The sequence below is a fragment of the Bradyrhizobium sp. genome (assembly GCF_019244115.1).
Lineage (GTDB): Bacteria > Pseudomonadota > Alphaproteobacteria > Rhizobiales > Xanthobacteraceae > Bradyrhizobium.
The window spans coordinates 1-16,687 of sequence record NZ_JAFATE010000854.1; the positions used below are offsets into that span (position 1 = coordinate 1).

At 64.3% G+C, this 16,687-nt stretch carries 15 protein-coding genes and 1 pseudogene; 5 read left to right on the plus strand and 11 right to left on the minus strand.

The annotated features are described in order from the left end of the window. The 3 genes from JOZ76_RS36005 to JOZ76_RS36015 form a co-directional block, all read left to right on the plus strand. The coding region (locus JOZ76_RS36005) for an anthranilate synthase component I (protein ID WP_291706128.1) at nucleotides 1-1,768 on the plus strand (1,768 nt) is incomplete at its 5' end. A gap of 10 nt (nucleotides 1,769-1,778) precedes the next feature. Continuing rightward, nucleotides 1,779-2,318: an adenine phosphoribosyltransferase gene (locus JOZ76_RS36010; RefSeq protein ID WP_291706129.1), complete on the plus strand. Its 540-nt coding sequence runs from the start codon at nucleotides 1,779-1,781 to the stop codon at nucleotides 2,316-2,318. A gap of 546 nt (nucleotides 2,319-2,864) precedes the next feature. Beyond that, nucleotides 2,865-4,328 (plus strand): cytochrome C, encoded by a 1,464-nt coding sequence (locus tag JOZ76_RS36015; RefSeq protein WP_291706130.1) that lies wholly within the window; start codon nucleotides 2,865-2,867, stop codon nucleotides 4,326-4,328. A 99-nt stretch (nucleotides 4,329-4,427) separates the two neighbouring features. Here JOZ76_RS36015 and JOZ76_RS36020 read toward each other — a convergent pair whose 3' ends face one another. The 9 genes and pseudogenes from JOZ76_RS36020 to JOZ76_RS36060 all read right to left on the minus strand — a co-directional run bounded on the left by JOZ76_RS36020 (nucleotide 4,428) and on the right by JOZ76_RS36060 (nucleotide 14,019). Continuing rightward, a complete protein-coding gene (locus JOZ76_RS36020) occupies nucleotides 4,428-5,096 on the minus strand; it encodes a hypothetical protein (protein ID WP_291706131.1) in 669 nt (222 codons plus the stop codon). A gap of 60 nt (nucleotides 5,097-5,156) precedes the next feature. Continuing rightward, entirely contained in the window at nucleotides 5,157-5,912 is a 756-nt protein-coding gene (locus tag JOZ76_RS36025; RefSeq protein WP_291706132.1) for a hypothetical protein, read from the minus strand. Nucleotides 5,913-6,218: 306 nt separating this feature from the next. After that, nucleotides 6,219-6,649 (minus strand): annotated as a pseudogene (locus tag JOZ76_RS38665) (peptidase M48 Ste24p); the annotation flags it as partial. A gap of 89 nt (nucleotides 6,650-6,738) precedes the next feature. Then, the gene (locus tag JOZ76_RS36035; RefSeq protein ID WP_291706133.1) at nucleotides 6,739-7,161 is read right to left on the minus strand and encodes a COG4315 family predicted lipoprotein; all 423 of its coding nucleotides are present in this window, start codon (nucleotides 7,159-7,161) and stop codon (nucleotides 6,739-6,741) included. 113 nt (nucleotides 7,162-7,274) lie between these two features. Then, complete coding sequence (locus JOZ76_RS36040) at nucleotides 7,275-8,300, minus strand: small ribosomal subunit Rsm22 family protein (RefSeq protein WP_291706134.1); 1,026 nt, start codon at nucleotides 8,298-8,300, stop codon at nucleotides 7,275-7,277. Between the two features lie 143 nt (nucleotides 8,301-8,443). Beyond that, complete coding sequence (gene smc, locus JOZ76_RS36045; protein WP_291706135.1) at nucleotides 8,444-11,908, minus strand: chromosome segregation protein SMC; 3,465 nt, start codon at nucleotides 11,906-11,908, stop codon at nucleotides 8,444-8,446. 214 nt (nucleotides 11,909-12,122) lie between these two features. After that, the gene (locus JOZ76_RS36050; protein WP_291706136.1) at nucleotides 12,123-12,758 is read right to left on the minus strand and encodes a DsbA family protein; all 636 of its coding nucleotides are present in this window, start codon (nucleotides 12,756-12,758) and stop codon (nucleotides 12,123-12,125) included. 23 nt (nucleotides 12,759-12,781) lie between these two features. Continuing rightward, entirely contained in the window at nucleotides 12,782-13,438 is a 657-nt protein-coding gene (locus tag JOZ76_RS36055) for a DsbA family protein (RefSeq protein ID WP_291706137.1), read from the minus strand. A 101-nt stretch (nucleotides 13,439-13,539) separates the two neighbouring features. Continuing rightward, nucleotides 13,540-14,019, minus strand: a complete 480-nt coding sequence (locus JOZ76_RS36060) for a DUF721 domain-containing protein (RefSeq protein ID WP_291706138.1) — start codon at nucleotides 14,017-14,019, stop codon at nucleotides 13,540-13,542. Nucleotides 14,020-14,094: 75 nt separating this feature from the next. Between JOZ76_RS36060 and mutY the strand changes: the two genes are divergently transcribed. Together mutY and JOZ76_RS36070 are read left to right on the plus strand one after the other, a co-directional pair. Further along, nucleotides 14,095-15,204 carry an A/G-specific adenine glycosylase gene (mutY, locus tag JOZ76_RS36065; protein WP_291706139.1) on the plus strand — a complete coding sequence of 370 codons (1,110 nt, stop codon included), beginning with the start codon at nucleotides 14,095-14,097 and terminating at the stop codon, nucleotides 15,202-15,204. A gap of 108 nt (nucleotides 15,205-15,312) precedes the next feature. Then, nucleotides 15,313-15,933, plus strand: a complete 621-nt coding sequence (locus JOZ76_RS36070) for a glutathione S-transferase family protein (RefSeq protein WP_291706140.1) — start codon at nucleotides 15,313-15,315, stop codon at nucleotides 15,931-15,933. A 49-nt stretch (nucleotides 15,934-15,982) separates the two neighbouring features. Here the strand turns inward: JOZ76_RS36070 and JOZ76_RS36075 are convergent, their stop codons facing one another. Beyond that, nucleotides 15,983-16,348 carry a DUF6894 family protein gene (locus JOZ76_RS36075; protein ID WP_291706141.1) on the minus strand — a complete coding sequence of 122 codons (366 nt, stop codon included), beginning with the start codon at nucleotides 16,346-16,348 and terminating at the stop codon, nucleotides 15,983-15,985. Continuing rightward, on the minus strand, nucleotides 16,345-16,687 hold a 343-nt coding region (locus tag JOZ76_RS36080; RefSeq protein WP_291706142.1), incomplete at its 5' end, for a glutathione binding-like protein. The genes JOZ76_RS36075 and JOZ76_RS36080, both read right to left, overlap by 4 nt.

The window sequence follows — 16,687 nt, forward strand, 5'->3', positions numbered from 1 at the left end:
TACCCGCCGTGCCAGCGTGATGACGCTGGTGCGCAATCTCGTGGCGGCGTTCGGCGCGCCCGACGATCCGTTGCTCGGGCTCTATGGCGCCTTTGCCTACGACCTCGTGTTCCAGATCGAGGATCTCAAGCAGAAGCGCGCGCGCGAAGACGACCAGCGCGACATCGTGCTCTACATCCCGGATCGCCTGCTCGCCTATGACCGCGCCACCGGCCGCGGCGTCGTCATCTCCTATGATTTTTCCTGGAAGAGCCAGTCGAGCAACGGCCTGGAGCGACAGAGCGGTGACAGCGTGTATGCGCGCACGCCGCGGCAGGGCTTTGCCGACCACGCCCCCGGCGAATATCAGGCCACCGTCGAGGTCGCCCGCGCCGCCTTCGCGCGCGGCGACCTGTTCGAGGCGGTGCCCGGGCAATTGTTCGGCGAGCCCTGCGAGCGCTCGCCGGCGGAAGTTTTCCAGCGGCTATGCCGGATCAACCCTTCGCCCTATGGCGCGCTGATGAATCTCGGCGAGGGCGAATTTCTGGTCTCGGCCTCGCCGGAAATGTTCGTGCGCTCCGATGGTCGCCGGGTCGAGACCTGCCCGATCTCCGGCACGATCGCGCGCGGCTCCGATGCCATCGGTGACGCCGAGCAGATCCGGCAATTACTCAACTCGCAAAAGGACGAGTTCGAGCTCAACATGTGCACCGATGTCGACCGCAACGACAAGGCGCGCGTGTGCGTCCCCGGCACCATCAAGGTGCTTGCGCGGCGACAGATCGAGACCTACTCAAAACTGTTTCATACCGTCGACCACGTCGAGGGCATGCTGCGGCCCGGTTTTGATGCGCTCGATGCGTTCCTGACCCACGCCTGGGCGGTCACCGTGACCGGCGCGCCAAAACTGTGGGCGATGCAGTTCGTCGAGGACCACGAGCGCACGCCGCGGCGCTGGTATGCCGGCGCCATCGGCGCCGTCAATTCCGACGGCAGCATCAACACGGGGCTCACCATCCGCACCATCCGCATGAAGGATGGGCTGGCGGAGGTGCGGGTCGGCGCCACCTGCCTGTTCGATTCCGATCCGGCCGCGGAGGATCGCGAGTGTCACGTCAAGGCGGCGGCCTTGTTCCAGGCGCTGCGCGGCGATCCGCCAAAACCGCTGTCGGCCTTTGCGCCCGATGCCACGGGCAGCGGCAAGCAGGTGCTCCTGATCGACCATGATGACAGCTTTGTGCACATGCTGGCCGACTATTTCCGCCAGGTCGGCGCCAGCGTCACCGTGGTGCGCTACGTGCATGCGCAGGCGATGCTGAAGCAGCGCACCTGGGACCTTTTGGTGCTGTCGCCGGGACCGGGTCGCCCGGAGGATTTCGGCATCAAGGGCACGATCGACACCGCGCTCGACAAGAAGCTGCCGATCTTCGGCGTCTGCCTCGGCGTGCAGGCGATCGGCGAATATTTTGGCGGCAGGCTCGGGCAATTGTCGCAACCCGCGCACGGCCGTCCGTCCCCCGTGAAGGTGCGCGGCGGCTGCCTGATGCAGAACCTGCCCGAGGAGATCGTGGTCGGCCGCTATCATTCGCTCTACGTGGAGCGCGACAGCATGCCCGGCGAACTCGTCGTCACCGCCGCGACTGACGACGGCGTCGCCATGGCGATCGAGCACAAGAGCCTGCCGGTCGCGGGCGTGCAGTTTCACCCGGAATCGCTGATGTCGCTCGGCGGCGAGGTGGGCTTGCGTATCGTTGAAAATGCTTTCCGGCTCGGCAGGGCCGTCAATTGAGAGGCTACCGATGACGTTTGATCAGGATATCAAGGCTTCCGTCCGCACCATTCCGGATTACCCGAAGCCGGGGATCCTGTTCCGCGACATCACCACGCTGCTGGCGGATGCGCGCGCGTTCCGCCGCGCCGTCGACGAACTGGTGCATCCTTGGGCCGGCTCCAAGATCGACAAGGTCGCCGGCATCGAGGCGCGCGGCTTCATCCTCGGCGGCGCGCTGGCGCATCAGGTCTCGGCCGGCTTCGTGCCGATCCGCAAGAAGGGCAAGCTGCCGCACACCACGGTGCGGATCGCCTATTCGCTGGAATATGGCATCGACGAGATGGAGATGCATGTCGACGCCGTGCATCCCGGCGAGCGCGTGATCCTGGTCGACGATCTGATCGCGACCGGCGGGACCGCGGAGGGCGCAGTCAAGCTGCTCCGCCAGATCGGCGCCAACGTCGTGGCGGCCTGCTTCATCATCGATCTGCCCGATCTCGGCGGGGCAGCAAAACTGCGCGCGATGAACGTGCCGGTGCGGACGCTGATGTCGTTCGAGGGGCATTGAGCCACGCTCCGTTGGGCGCGTTGCAAAGTTCCTGCGAGGAAGCGTTCGCAACTCGCGGAAGTTTGCCCAGCTCTTGCCGCAACGTTGGGTCGGGTAAGCATGCGTTGCCGCGGTGCACATGTCGTGGCCATGTTGAGGCGGACGGCGTGGAGAGGCTGCGAAAGATCGTCGCAGGGAACTGCGATGCGCGAGGGAACGCATTGACGCCACGCTGTTTCTCGGGCGCGTCCTGCGGCGCGGCGATGCCGTCCGCGCCTCCGCGCTTTGCGCGAATCCGATCTTGCTTTTGACATGACGATGAGGCCTCGCATCCAATGTCGCTTCGCAATGGGCAAATCTTGCGTGCTGTTCCCTTCATCGCGCCGTCACAGATAAACACCGCGCCCTGCCACATCCCGACGAACCCCCGCCCGTATTGACGTCCATGTGTCCAGACGTTTTTGAGTTCGACAAAGCATTTCCGCAGCTTTGCCGACGGGGAGCTCAGCGACTGCACGCGGCCGATACGCGGCGCATGCAAGACGTCAATGCGGGGGGAGTGCGTAAATGCCACGAGAGGCAGGTTCTCGGGGCTTCGATCCAGCACGTCTGCTGGTCGCGGCCGCAATTCTGATCGCTACCGTCGCAGCAAGCCTCGTTCCTGAGCAAGCCTTCGCATTGCCAAGCTACGCCCGGCAGACCGGGCTCGGCTGCGGCATGTGTCACACTGAGTTTCCGCAACTGACGCCGTTCGGGCGCCGCTTCAAGATCCTCGGCTACACGCTCGGCTATTCGGTGCCGGAGGACAAGCGCGTGCTCGGGACCACTCCCTACGAGAAGAACATTCAGCGGCCGCCGGATGCGACGCTGCCATTGTCGGTCCAGGCGATCACCTCCTTCACCCATACCGCCATGAACATGAATACGGCGGGCTCGGCGCCGTACTTGAAGCCGAACAACAATATCGAGCCAGTGCAGACGGCGAGCATCTTCTACGGCGGTGCGATCAGCGAACATATCGGCGCCTATGCGCAATTCACCTACAACGCGCAGCCCTTCGGCCCGCCGCTGCCGCACCAATACACCTGGGACAATCTCGATGTCCGCTATGCCAACACGACGACGATTGCCGGCATGCCGGCGGTCTACGGGCTCACGCTGAACAACAACCCGACGGTGCAGGATCCCTGGAATTCGACGCCTGCCTGGGGCTATCCGTTCGTTCAGACCAATCTCGCCAATACCCCCGGCGCGAAGACGCTGATCGACCAAGGCTTTGCCGCGCAGGTGCTTGGGCTTGGCGCCTACACATTCATCAACGACCAACTCTATCTCGAGGTCGCGGGCTATCAGACGCTGAATCCGGGCGCGCTCAATTCGCTCGGTGTCAGTCCTCTGAATACGCAGCCGATCAAGGGCGTCGCGCCCTATTTCAGGGCGGCGTATGAGAAGCAGTGGGGGCGGCACATCCTGGAAATCGGCACTTTCGGTTTCTTTGCCGAGACCGGGCTATCGATCGCCAATTTCGTTCCGGGCCTCGGGACCAACCGGTTCACCGACATCGGGTTCGACTCGCAGTACCAGTATCAGGGTGACGGCTATTGGGTCACGCTGCGCGCGACCTATCTGCACGAGAAGCAGAATCTGCCGGCGAGCGTGGCGGCGGGCCTGGCCGGTAACCTCAACAACACGTTGAACACGTTCCGCGCGCAGGCGGCGCTGACCTACGGCACCGACGGCAAGATCGTGCTGACTGGTGGCTACTTCAACACCTGGGGCACCGCCGATCCAATCCTGTTCGCCGGCAATCGCACCTTCCTGCCGAACAGCGACGGCTTCACCGCCGAGATCGCCTACCAGTTCTTCGGCAAGAACAACGCGCCAAAGCTATGGCCGTGGTTCAACACCAGGCTCGGCGTGCAGTACATCGCCTACAACAAGTTCAACGGCGCATCGACCAATTTTGACAACATGGGGACCAATGCCCGCGACAACAATACGCTGCTGGTCTATCTCTGGTCGGCGTTCTAGCCGGACACATCCGAGAGGCCGGAGCGCATCGCGAAGGCGGTGCGCCCTCGGCAGATGGGGCCGGCCCGCCCGAAGCGCCTAATGACTGCGGCAGGATGCTCAGGAGCGCTGCAGCACCAGCTGCTGGTCGAGATCGCGGAGGCTCAGATAGCTCTTGCGGATCCACTCGTGCAGCTCGGTAGACGAATCCTTTTCCTGACGCAGATAGTCGGTGAAGGAAAAATTCTGCCGGTCGATATAGGTCTTCAGGAAGGTCGGCAGCGCTCCGATCGAGAGCAGGCGGCCGCGCGCCCAGGCGAGCGGCAGCTCGCCGCGCACGACATATTCGTTGTCGACGACGATCAGCTGGGACGGCGGGATGTGCTGGCGCAGCATATCGTGCCCGCGGGCCGACACGCGGTCGGGACTCGCCAGGAACAGGATGATCGGGTGGACGTTGCGCCTTGCGGCTTCCTTCAGGAAGCCGATCTCGTCGGACATCTTGAAGAACTCGTCGAAGGCGTGGAAGCCGAGGTCGAGGACCTTGGCGACGCGATCGTCGAGGATCACGCGGTCCATCAGCTGCATCTTGCCGTAGGTTCCGTCGATTTCCGCCGTCTCGGTGATGGCGGGCAGGTAGTCGAGCAGCGACGGCTCTTTCAGGTTGATGTCGAAGGCGACGACCTTGCCGTCCTTCAGCAGCAGGAATTCGCTCAGCAGACGCGCCACCAGGGTCTTGCCGGCCTGGGGGCGGGGCGAACAGACGATATAAACCGGCGTGGCAGTCATCACGCGCTTATCATTTCAAAACACACACTCGCGACCGCCAATCAGACCTCGCAAGCAAGGCTATTTTTCGTCGCTGCGTGCGCCCATTTTGCTCGAACCGACGATTTCCGTCAGCTTAATGCGGTCGTATTCGCTCCAGACATTGGCAAGCCAATGGCGGACATAGCCGCGTAATACGAAGGAATAATTCGCAGCCTGGTCATGGCTGCCTTTGTTCGCGACAAATTTGAGGAACGGTACGGACGCAACTTCCACTTGCTCATAGGCCATCTCGTTGAGCTTGGGGATGGTCAGTTCGGTCGCGTCCTTGATGCGGTGGAAATAGCCGGCGTAGGTCGACTGGTCCCACTCGAAGAAGCTTGTGTTGTTGATGAAGTTCTTCACCAGGAAGTATTTCGCCCCGCCCATGAAGTTCGCGGTTTCGGCGATCTCGTCCAGCGAGGCGATCGAGGAGCCCAGTATATGAAACACGGCGAAGGTGATCTGACCGTTCTTGGCCGCGTCGAGAAATCCGATGTCGCGCAGCGCGGCGAGCGAGGGCGACATCAGGCCGGCGCGGACGTCGATCACGGTGACCGACGGGCTCACCGTGTTCAGCGTATCGAAAATCTTCATCTGGTCCGGTGTCGCCGTCATGTCGACGATCTCGGTGATGTCGGGATGAAAGCGCTTCAAGGTGCCGCGCGGCGACTCCGTGTCGAATGCACGGGTCGGCACATTGTTGGCGTTGAAGTAGTCGAGCAGGGTCCGCGAAACAGTGGTTTTGCCGACTCCGCCCTTGTCAGCACCCACGACGATTACTGCTGGTTTTGCCATGTAGGCCCCTCGCAAGCCCCCAACCTGCCCCCCCACAGGGCCGGCCCCGTTCCTGCTTTGAGCGCGAACATGGCAGAAACAAGGGAGAAATCAAACCTTTGGAGGGAGGCAAGGTAGGGTGTAACCAGTTTTTTCAAAATGATGCTCTCTTACAATCAGGTCGAGCGCGACCTCTCACCTCATCGCAAACAAGTCGCGCTGTGATGAATCCGCTGCTTCGCTTTCCAGTTTAGCAAAGTTCGGCGGAGAAGTGGCAGAAGAGTTTCTGATTTTGGACACGAAGGAAACACGCCCAAATCAAAGGCATCAATGACGGCCCCAGGGCCCGACTGCGTCATCCCGCCACGCTGACCGTGCGTCATCTCGCATGGCGTCCGGCCGCATATCCTCCGAATCGCCGGATCGTTCTCGGGGTCTGGAGGGCAGAGGCGGCGGCTGTGGGCCACTCCGATCGGCGGGTTGGTCTTGCATCTCTGTGCAGCATCCGTTGGCAGCGCGAGCGGGCCGGGATCATCCCCGCCGGAATATTTCACCAGCGCCGCGATCCGGGATTCCACGGAAGGATGGGTCGCGAACAGGTCGGCGAAGCTCTCGCGCGGACTGTCGACGCACAGTTCCATCCACCGCTGAGGTTGCACCGGCAACTCGCCGCGGCCCTCGATCTTGCGCAGAGCCGAGATCATTGCGTTGGGGCGGGTCAGTTCGAGCGAATCGGCATCCGCCAGCTCGCGGGAACGCGGATCAGCACAATCGCCATGCCGGACGCTGAAGGCGATACGTTCACCGGGATGGCGAAGAGCCCAAGGCTTCTGCGGAATTTCTCGCCTTACTCCGGCCGCGCGACGTGCCAGAGCAGTTCGAGGTCCGTGCCGTGGGTCTCCCCGGGGGCGTGGTCTTCGTGAAACAGATAGAGCGGCCGGTAACGGTAGGCCCACATCTTGCTGCCGTCGCTGCGGGTGATCAGCGTGAAATCGCCGCTGGCCCTGGCGTTGTTGGGGGCGGCGAGCGGAGTAAACTTTTCGCTACACTTGCCGTCGCAGGTCGATCTGTCGCCGGTGGTATCGCGATCGAAATAATAGAGTGTTCTGCCCTGGGGATCGACCAGCACCAGGCCTTTCTTGGTCTGGGCCACCTTCGGCATGGTCGTGTTGTCCTCCTTGGGGGGCGGCGGAGGAGACGCCGACTCGTGACCGATGGCCATCCCGGTCGAGGCGAGCATGGCCGCGACGGTCAACACGATCCTGAACATCAAAAGCCTCATTCTGAGGTGCACTAAGACGCGCGAAATACCACTCAGAGTAGCTGAGGTTCGTTAGTTCCTGGTTTCGATTGGCTGGGACAATCAAAATTGAGCAGATGGAATTACAATTCCTTCCCCATGGCACCGGAGCTTGGGCCAGGGCCCTGTGCTCCAGCGTCGACCGTATCACCCCAGTTCCAGCGCCGGGCGGCCGCGTAGAGGCGCTTGTCCCGGCGCGGAACGGTCGCAAGCCGCGACGTCCCATCGGCGCTGCAGAATTTTGCGGTCACTCCCATCTTGCCCACATGAGGCGGCGTCAGCACCCGCGCGGCGGGCCGGTGCGCCTGGAGTTGCCGGGTCAGGGCCAGGTAGCTGAACTTTTCATCCTCGAACGGCACGTCGACGCCCTTGACCTGCTTGTGCGCGCGCAGGCGTGGCAGTCGCTGCGCAAAGTGGCACCAGTCCGGCGCGACCAGCGGACATTTTTCCTGGTGCGGGCAGGGGGCCGCGACGTGGGCGCCGTAGGCGATCAGCTGGTCGCGCAGCGCGAGAATGCGCTGATACCCTGCCGGCGTGCCGGGCTCGACGATCACGAGCGTGTCGCGGGTCTTGTGCCAGGCAAGATCGGCGAGTTTGCTCCGCGCGCGCTCGTTCAGTTCGCCGACCACATAGCTTGCGATCACCAGATCGGCCGGATCGACGTTGGCGAGAAGGGTGACTGCATCCCCCTTTCGATAGTCCGTTTGCTCCTGACGGCCGTGGCCGTGTGCGAGTTCAAGCGCCAGCGTACGCAGCGCGTCATTGTCGTCGAGCAACGTGAAACTCGTCAGCGACGGAAACGCAGCGGCCGCGGCAAAGCTCGCCGTGCCCGGCCCGGCGCCGACGTCCAACAGCGTGACGGGTGCAAGGTCCGCACGGACCTCGCACAATCTGTTCAGGCTTGCGGCCATGGCCGCATAGGTCGCCGGCATTCGCGCCAGCGCGTAGGCGAGCGCGTCCGTCTCGCTGCGAATCCCGCGTGAGGTGCCGCCGTCGCGATAGGTTTGCGAGATCAGCGCCGCGCGCGCAGCGGCCTCGCGTCGCGACACGCCTTCCAGCTTCGCCGCCAGCGCGGATTTCAAGTCGGCAGGGAAATCGGGCGGGATCATGTTGTTGCTGTCACGCCCCGCGAAGTCGGGGCATCCAGTAGTCTGACAAGCTTGAGACTCGCACCGGCAGTGCCGGTTACTGGATCATCCGCTTCCGCGGATGATGACGTCAAGGTTGGCGGCAATAGAATAGGCCGCCCGTCCTACGCCACGTGCTGATCGAGAATCTTGACTGCCTCGTCGAGCGCGACCGAGACCAGTTGGGATACGCCGCGTTCGGCCATGGTGACGCCGAACAGCCGGTTCATCCGCGCCATCGTGATCGGGTTGTGCGTGATGATGATGAAGCGCGTCTCAGTCGAGTTGGTCATCTCATGCAACAGGCTGCAGAAGCGCTCGACATTGTGGTCGTCGAGCGGCGCGTCGACCTCGTCCAGCACGCAGATCGGCGAGGGGTTGGTCAGGAACACCGCAAAGATCAGCGCGAGCGCGGTCAGCGCCTGCTCGCCGCCCGACAGCAGCGACAGGGTCTGCGGCTTCTTGCCGGGCGGCTTTGCGATGATCTCGAGGCCCGCTTCGAGCGGATCGTCGCTCTCGATCAAATGCAGCGCCGCTTCGCCGCCGCCGAACAGTTCGGTGAACAGCCGCTTGAAATGGTTGTTAACCGTTTCGAAGGACACCAGAAGCCGCTCGCGCGCCTCGCGATTGAGGCTCTGGATGCCCTGGCGCAGCCGCTTGATTGCTTCGACGAGGTCGTCGCGCTCGGTGGTCAGCGCCGTGTGCTGGGCTTCGACCTCGCGCAGTTCCTCTTCGGCGCGCAGGTTCACCGCGCCGAGCCGCTCGCGGTCGCGCCGGAGTTTTTCCAGGCTCTCCTCGATCTCGGAGAGCGGCGGCAGCGCCGCGCCGGGCTCGATCTCGGCGAGGCCCGCGACGGCCTGCGGCTCGACTTCGAGTAGGTCGTGAATCTCTCGCTCGACGTCGGCGAGCCGGCGCTTCGCGCTCTCCAGCCGCTCTTCGGCCCGGGCCGACGCTTCGCGGGCGCTCGACAGCGCTTCCAGCGACGCTTTCGCGGCGCGGTCGGTCTCCGCCATCGCACCCTCCGCCGCGGCCAGCGCATCGGCGGCGGCGGTGCGATGGTCCTCGGCGTATTCAATCTCGCTGATCAGCGCGGCGCGCTTTTCGGCAAACACCATCGGCGCATTGTCGAGTTCGGCGCGCTCGGCCCGAAGCTCGGTGATGCGGGCCTCGATGGTCGTGACCTGCGAGGCTGCGCTCTGCGCGCGATTTTGCCACTCGGTGCGCTCGGCGATGATCGCCTGCAAGCGGCGGTCGGCGAGTTCGGCCTCGCGCGCCAGCGCTTGCGCCTCGGCGCGGACCTGCGCGGCCGCGCGGCGGTGATTGTCGATGTCGGCGCGAATCGCTGACAGCCTGGTCTCGGTCTCTATCGTCGCCGGCATGTCGCCCAGCGCGGCAATCGCGGTCTCGTGCGCGGCTTCCGCCTCGGCGCGGTCGGCGCTGACGCGGTTGTGGGCCTCTTCGAGCGCCGATTTTCGCGCCGCGTGACGATTGACCTCGCGCTCGGTCGCGCCATGACGCTCGCGTGTCGCATCCGCCTCGCGCTGGGCCGCGCGCCGGGCTTCGCGCGCGGCGCTCTCGGCTTCCGCGGCGGCCTTGACATGGGCCTCGGCGTTGTCGAGCGCCTGGCGCTTGGCGGTCGCATCCGTGCGTGCGAGCTCCAGCTCGCTTTCGATGTCGACGAGGCGCGCCCGTTCCGCGAGCCGCCGCGCGGCCCCAGTCGGGGCATGCGCGGCAGTGACAAAACCGTCCCAGCGCCAGACATCGCCTTCGGGCGAGACCAGCCGCTGGCCGGTCTTCAGCTGCGAGACCAGGGCAGCGCCACGGTCCTTGGCGACGATGCCGATCTGCCGGAGCCGCCGCGACAGTTCTGGGGGCGCCTGCACATGGGCCGCGAGCGGCTCGACGCCCTCGGGCAAGGCCGGATCGTCGCCATGGACGGCGATATCGGTCCAGCGCATCGGCGCGGAGGGCTCGACGGGTGCATCGAGGTCATCGCCAAGCACGGCACCGAGGGCCTTCTCATAACCCTTCGTGACGGTGATGCCGTCGATGATTGGCGGCCACAGATTCTTGGTCTCGGCGCTGACGAGTTTTGAGATCGTGCGCGCCTCGGTCTCCAGCCGCTGCACGCGCTTGTCGGCTTCGACCAGCGGAGCACGGGAAGCTTCGAGCGTCTCGCGCGCCTCGGCATGGGCCGACTCACTGGTCTGCGCTGCGGCTTCGCACTCGGCGAGTTTTTCCTGTGCGGTTTCCATCGCCGCCGTCAGCGCATCGAGGTCGCCGAGGCGGTCGGTTTCCTGCGTCAGCTTCTGCTGCTCGGCGAGGACGTTGCCGATCTCCTGATCGAGCCGTGCCAGCCGGTCACGGTGGCTGCGGACGCTGGCCTCGAGCTGGTTGCGCTTGGCGGTCAAGTCGGCAAGCGTCGTGGTCAATTCCGAGAACAGGCGTTCGGCGCCGGACAGTATTTCTTCCGCCTGCGCAACGCGTTCATCGACGCCGCTGCGCTTCTCGATGCGCAGCTTGATCTCTTCCTTGAGCTCGGCGTCTTCGGTTTCGAGCCGCTGCAGCGCGACCTGCGCGTCGAGTGTCTGCTGCTGCTCGCGGCTGATGTCCGAGGAAAGTTGCGTCAGCCGCCGATCGAGCTCGGCGGCGCGTTCCTTGGCGCGCGCCTCTTCCCGATCCAGCATATCGCGGGTGTTGGTCAGCCGCTGCAGGGTGGCCGCGGCGCGCGCCTCGGCGTCGCGCAGGGCCGGGAGCTCGGAGGCGCGGATCGCCTGGATGCGGGCGGCCTCGGCCTGCTCGCGGGTGCGCTCGGCCATCGCGCGGATGCCGAGATCGTGGACGTGGCCAGCCTCCGCCACGTCGGTATTGGCTTCCATCCAGCGCAGGTGGAACAGCATCGCCTCGGCCTTGCGCAGCTTGGCCGCGACCTCGCGGTAGCGGATGGCCTGGCGCGCCTGCTTCTTCAAGCCCTCCATCTGCCCGGTGAGCTGGCCGATCACGTCCTCGACGCGGGTGAGGTTGGTTTCGGCCGCCTTCAGCCGCAACTCGGCTTCATGACGGCGGGCGTGGAGGCCGGCGACGCCCGCGGCATCTTCCAGCACGCGTCGGCGCTGTTCCGGCTTGGCCTGGATGATCTCGCCGATTTTGCCCTGGTGGACCAGCGCCGGTGACCGCGCACCCGTCGCCGCATCGGCGAACAGGAGCTGCACGTCGCGCGCGCGCACATCGCGGCCGTTGATGCGATAGACGGAACCGGCCTCGCGCTCGATGCGGCGCGAGATTTCAAGAATCTCCCGGTCGTTGACCGCGGCCGGCGCGGTGCGATCGGCATTGTCGATCGTCATGACGACTTCGGCGTGATTGCGCGCCGGCCGATTGCCGGATCCTGCGAAGATCACCGCGTCCATGTCGGCGGCGCGCAGCGACTTGTGCGAGGTCTCGCCCATCGCCCAGCGCAGCGCTTCCACCAGATTGGACTTACCGCAGCCGTTCGGTCCGACCACACCGGTGAGGCCGGGCTCGATCACGAAATCAGTAGGTTCGACAAAGGACTTGAAGCCGTGGAGACGAAGACGCGTGAGTTTCATGCACAGATTCTCTATTGCCCGGGCGCGAATCTCCCTGCCGTGACAATACCATAGAAGGCAATGTCGGTGTGGGGCGGCTCGCTTAAGGCGGCTCATAAGGGCGCGACAATGGCGAGGCGAGGGGCCAAGGGCAACCGGCGGTCGGGCCTTTTCCCAAGGCTTTTGCGGGCCTTACGCCGGCTATTCGCGCGTCAATTGGAAAAAGGCTGAGAATCTAGGTTTTCAACAGCAGCTTGATCTTGCTCTCAAATTCCTCGAACGGCGCTTCGCCCACGATGCGCTCGCCGCCAACGAAGAAGGTCGGGGTTCCCTGAACCTGCAATACCTCCATCGCGAACTTGCGGTCGGCATTGATCCGGTCCAGCAGCGCCTGGTCCTTCAGGCAGGCCTCGATCGCCTCCGCGCCAAGCCCGGCCTGCTTGCCGATCAGCTTCAAGGTGTCGGTGGTCTTTTCCAACAGACGATCCTGCTGGCGCCACATCGTCTCGACGACGGCGACGTATTTGCCGCCGTCGCCATCGGCGATGCGGCGTGCCAGCATCTGGCAGGCCACGTCCTTGATGTTCAGCGGGAACTCGCGCAGCACATAGCGCACCCGACCGGTATCGATGTATTCCGTTTTGATCCGCGGAAACACCTCGCGGTCGAAGGCCGCGCAATGCGGGCAGGTCGGCGCGGCATATTCGACAATCGTCACGGGCGCGTCGGCCGCACCCAGCACCATGTCCGGCAGCGACACCGGCTTTGCCACATCAGCCGCATCAAGCGCGTTCGCGGGCACGGCGCGGATCATCGCGGCAACGCCACTCAGCGGCAACAGCATGCCCAGGGCGCGGCGGGTGATGAGCATCGGATGCTCCTGTCGGATGGGGATCAGGTCTTCAACAGCGGATCAATCTTCTTCTGAAATTCCTCGAACGAGGTCTCGCCCTTGATCCTGTCGCCATTGATGAAGAAGGTCGGCGTCGAGTCCACCTTCAGCACGTCGCTGGCGTATTTCTGGTCGGCCGCGATCTTGTCGAGCAGCGCCTGGTCCTTCAGGCAGGTCTCAACCTGCTGCTGGCTCATGCCGGCCTGCTTGCCGATCCGTGCCAGCGTCTCCGTGGTGTTCTTCACCACCCAATCGTTCTGCTGGCGGAACAGCATGTCGGTGACGGCGAAATATTTTGGTGCATCGCCACCCGCGATGCAGCGCGCCAGCATCGAGCCGGCAGCCGCCTTGATATCGAGCGGGAACTCGCGAAAAATGTAGCGCACCTTGCCGGTGTCGATGTAAGCCGCCTTGATCTTCGGAAACGTCTCCGCGTTGAACGCCGCGCAATGCGGGCAGGTCATCGAAGCAAATTCCGTGATCGTGACCTTGGCGTCGGCGGGCCCGATCGCCATGTCCGGCAGCGACACGGGCTTGGCGACGTCAGCCGCACTTTGTGCTGATGCGGCGGTGAACAGGTGGAGCGGCGAGAGGCCGGCCAGCGCGGCGAGCCCGGTCAGTGAGAGTGCTGATGTGAAGGCGCGGCGCGTGATGATCAACGGTCTGCTCCGGGATGGAACGCGTTTGCAAGGTTTTTAGAGAGCTGTTCGCTAACTTGAAACCGACATTGTGGCAATGCCGCGCTTTGATTGCGGCGGGCTCAATTTCGCTTGATTGCGGCACCGAGCCGCGCCAGCGCCGTGCGCAGTTCGTCATCTTCGACGCCGGTGAGGGTTTTTGCGACGTCGGATACGAGGGCGGGATCCGGCGCGGGCGGCGGCTTTTGCCGCCCTCGCCGCGACAGCGGCGCCTGGCGCAATGCCAGCCGCCCGACCGCACTCCAGCCGAAGAAGCGGTTGACCCGCGCCAGGATCACGTCGGATGAATGCTGGATCTCCAGCGCAACAGGTCCCTCGACCCTTAGCACCAGCGTGGCCGGCTCCGGCGGCTGGCCCTCGACGGGCCGCGGCCACTGCATCTTCAAGGGTTCACAGTGGGCCGCAATATCGGCCCCCGCGATCTCGGCCCAGCGCGTCACGAGCTCGCGCGCCGCAAAACCCTGCTTGGCGTAGACGTCGGAAAACACGTCGCTGAGCATGACGGACAACGGTTTTGCACTGAGCGGGCGGGGTTTAGACATCAAACGATCGGTTTTCCTGTTGGAAATCGCAAATCCGGGCGATCAGTCCAGTCGCAAACGACGTTATATCGTCGCATGACTGTATCAGTTGCCCCGCGGGAACGAAAGGAAGCCGGTCGGTCGCAGCAGGAGGTCGCGGAAAACCGCGCCGAACTGTTGCTCGCCTGGTACGATCGCCATCGCCGCCGGCTGCCGTGGCGCGCGGCCCTAGGCGAGCGCGCCGATGCCTACCAGGTCTGGCTGTCGGAAATCATGCTGCAGCAGACCACCGTGAAGGCGGTCGGGCCCTATTTCGAAAAGTTCCTGGCGCGCTGGAGCGATGTCACGGCGCTGGCGCGCGCCTCGCTTGACGACGTGCTGCGCATGTGGGCCGGGCTCGGTTATTATTCGCGCGCGCGCAATCTGCATGCCTGTGCCGTCGCGGTGGCGCGCGATTATGGCGGCGTGTTCCCGGACACCGAGGAGGGATTGCGGTCGCTGCCGGGAATCGGCCCTTACACCGCGGCCGCGATAGCCGCGATCGCGTTCGACCGGCCGACCATGCCGGTCGATGGCAACATCGAACGGGTGACGTCGCGATTGTTCGCGGTCGAGGAGGCGCTGCCGCAGGCCAAGCCGCGCATTCAGGAGCTCGCGACAACGCTGCTCGGACCGTCGCGTGCCGGCGACAGCGCGCAGGCGCTGATGGATCTGGGCGCTACGATCTGCACGCCGAAGAGGCCGGCCTGTGCGCTGTGTCCGCTGAATGAGGGCTGCGCCGCGCGCGCGCTCGGCATCCAGGAAGCCTTGCCGCGCAAAGCGCCAAAAAAGGCCGGCGCGCTGCGGCGCGGGGCCGCGTTCGTCGTCACCCGCGGCGACGAACTTCTGGTCCGGACCCGGCCCGACAAGGGCCTGCTCGGCGGCATGACCGAGGTGCCGGGCTCGGACTGGCGTGCCGGGCTGGAGGATGCGGCGGCGCTGGTGCAGGCGCCGGCACTGAAAGGCCTCACGCGCTGGCATCGCAAGGCCGGCGTTGTCACCCACGTATTCACGCATTTTCCGCTGGAACTCGTGGTCTACACCGCACGCACTGCTGCAGAAACGCGTGCACCAAAGGGCATGCGCTGGGTGCCGATCGCAACGCTTGTCGATGAAGCGCTCCCCAACGTCATGCGCAAGGTGATTGCGCATGGGCTCGACATCTGACGCCGCGGCTTTCGTGCTGGCGCCGCATGGCGGGAATTCATTTCGATCAATGGACGCCCGTCGCCCGCGCGGTTAACGTTGCGCCGGTTCACGCCCCGAGGATCGATCATGTTCAAGCTCTACTACGCGCCCGGCACCTGCGCGCTTGCCTCGCATATCGCTCTTGAGGAAGCCGGTGCCGACTATGAATCCGAGCGGCTCGACTTTAAACGGAACGAGCAGAACAGTGCGGAATACCTGGCGATCAATCCCAAGGGGCGGGTGCCGTCGCTGGTCACCGATCGCGGCGCGCTGACCGAGACGCCTGCGATCCTCGCCTTCATCGCGCAATGCTTTCCGCAAGCCAAGCTGGCGCCGCTCGATGACGCCTATGGCTTTGCGCAGGTGCAGGCGTTCAACAGCTATCTGTGCGCGACGGTGCATGTCGCCCATGCGCACCGGGTGCGCGGCTATCGCTGGGCGACGGAGGAATCGTCCTTCGCGGACATGAAGCAGATGGTGCCAAAAACCATGGGCTCCTGTTTTGGGTTGATCGAGCGCGACATGCTCCGGGGGCCGTGGGTGATGGGCGAGCAATACACCATCTGCGATCCCTATCTGTATACGATCGCGACCTGGCTCGAGGGCGACGGTGTCGAGCTGTCGACGCTGCCGAAGGTGATGGATCACCGCAAGCGGATGGCCGAGCGGCCGGCCGTGCGCGCCGCGCTCGCCGAACAGCAGGCCTGAGCCTCAATCCGGCCGCAGTCTTCGAAGAGCGCAGGTGCAAGCCTTCATGTCAACGCGGCTTCTCTGCGATGACGTGAATGACATAGAGTGGATTGGCGAACTCATCGGTGACTTCCAATCGCCACTCTGTACCGGGCAGGAAGCTGCCATCCATGCTCTGGAGCATTTGTCCAGTGGTCATCGTTGCTTCTTTCCAGGCCGTATGTTTATCAGGCAGCTCCTCGCCTTCGTCGTCGATCAGGGCGCGATCGTGGTAGACGTTGAAGAATGACCTTGGCATGACGGGATGTCCCGGCAGCATCGAAGAACCGGCCAACGCATTTGGAGCCACTCCCGTTCCGGCAGGAACCAGAGAAACTTGGAACGTTAAGTTGAGCGCTCTAGCCTGGCCATACGTCTGGCGACTTGCGATCACGCTGCCCGGGTCTTGAGGTGGCCGAACATGATGTGGCGTGCCTCGTCGTCCATCTCGGCCTTGAAGGTGAACTTGTCCTTCAGCGCGATGGCGCGGGCCGCCGCGGGCCTTGCGGAGATCTCATCGACCAGCCGTTTGACGTTTGCGAACTTCGCATAGCTCTCCTCGCCGAGCACGAATGGCGCCATGCGCGCCCAGCCCCAGAACGCCATGTCGACGATGCTGTAGCTGTCGTCCACCATGTAGCGGCTGCTTGCGAGATGGTCGTCGAGGATCTTGTAGTGGCGCTGCGCCTCGAACTGGTAGCGGTTGTGGGCGTAGTCGAGTTCCTTCGGTGCG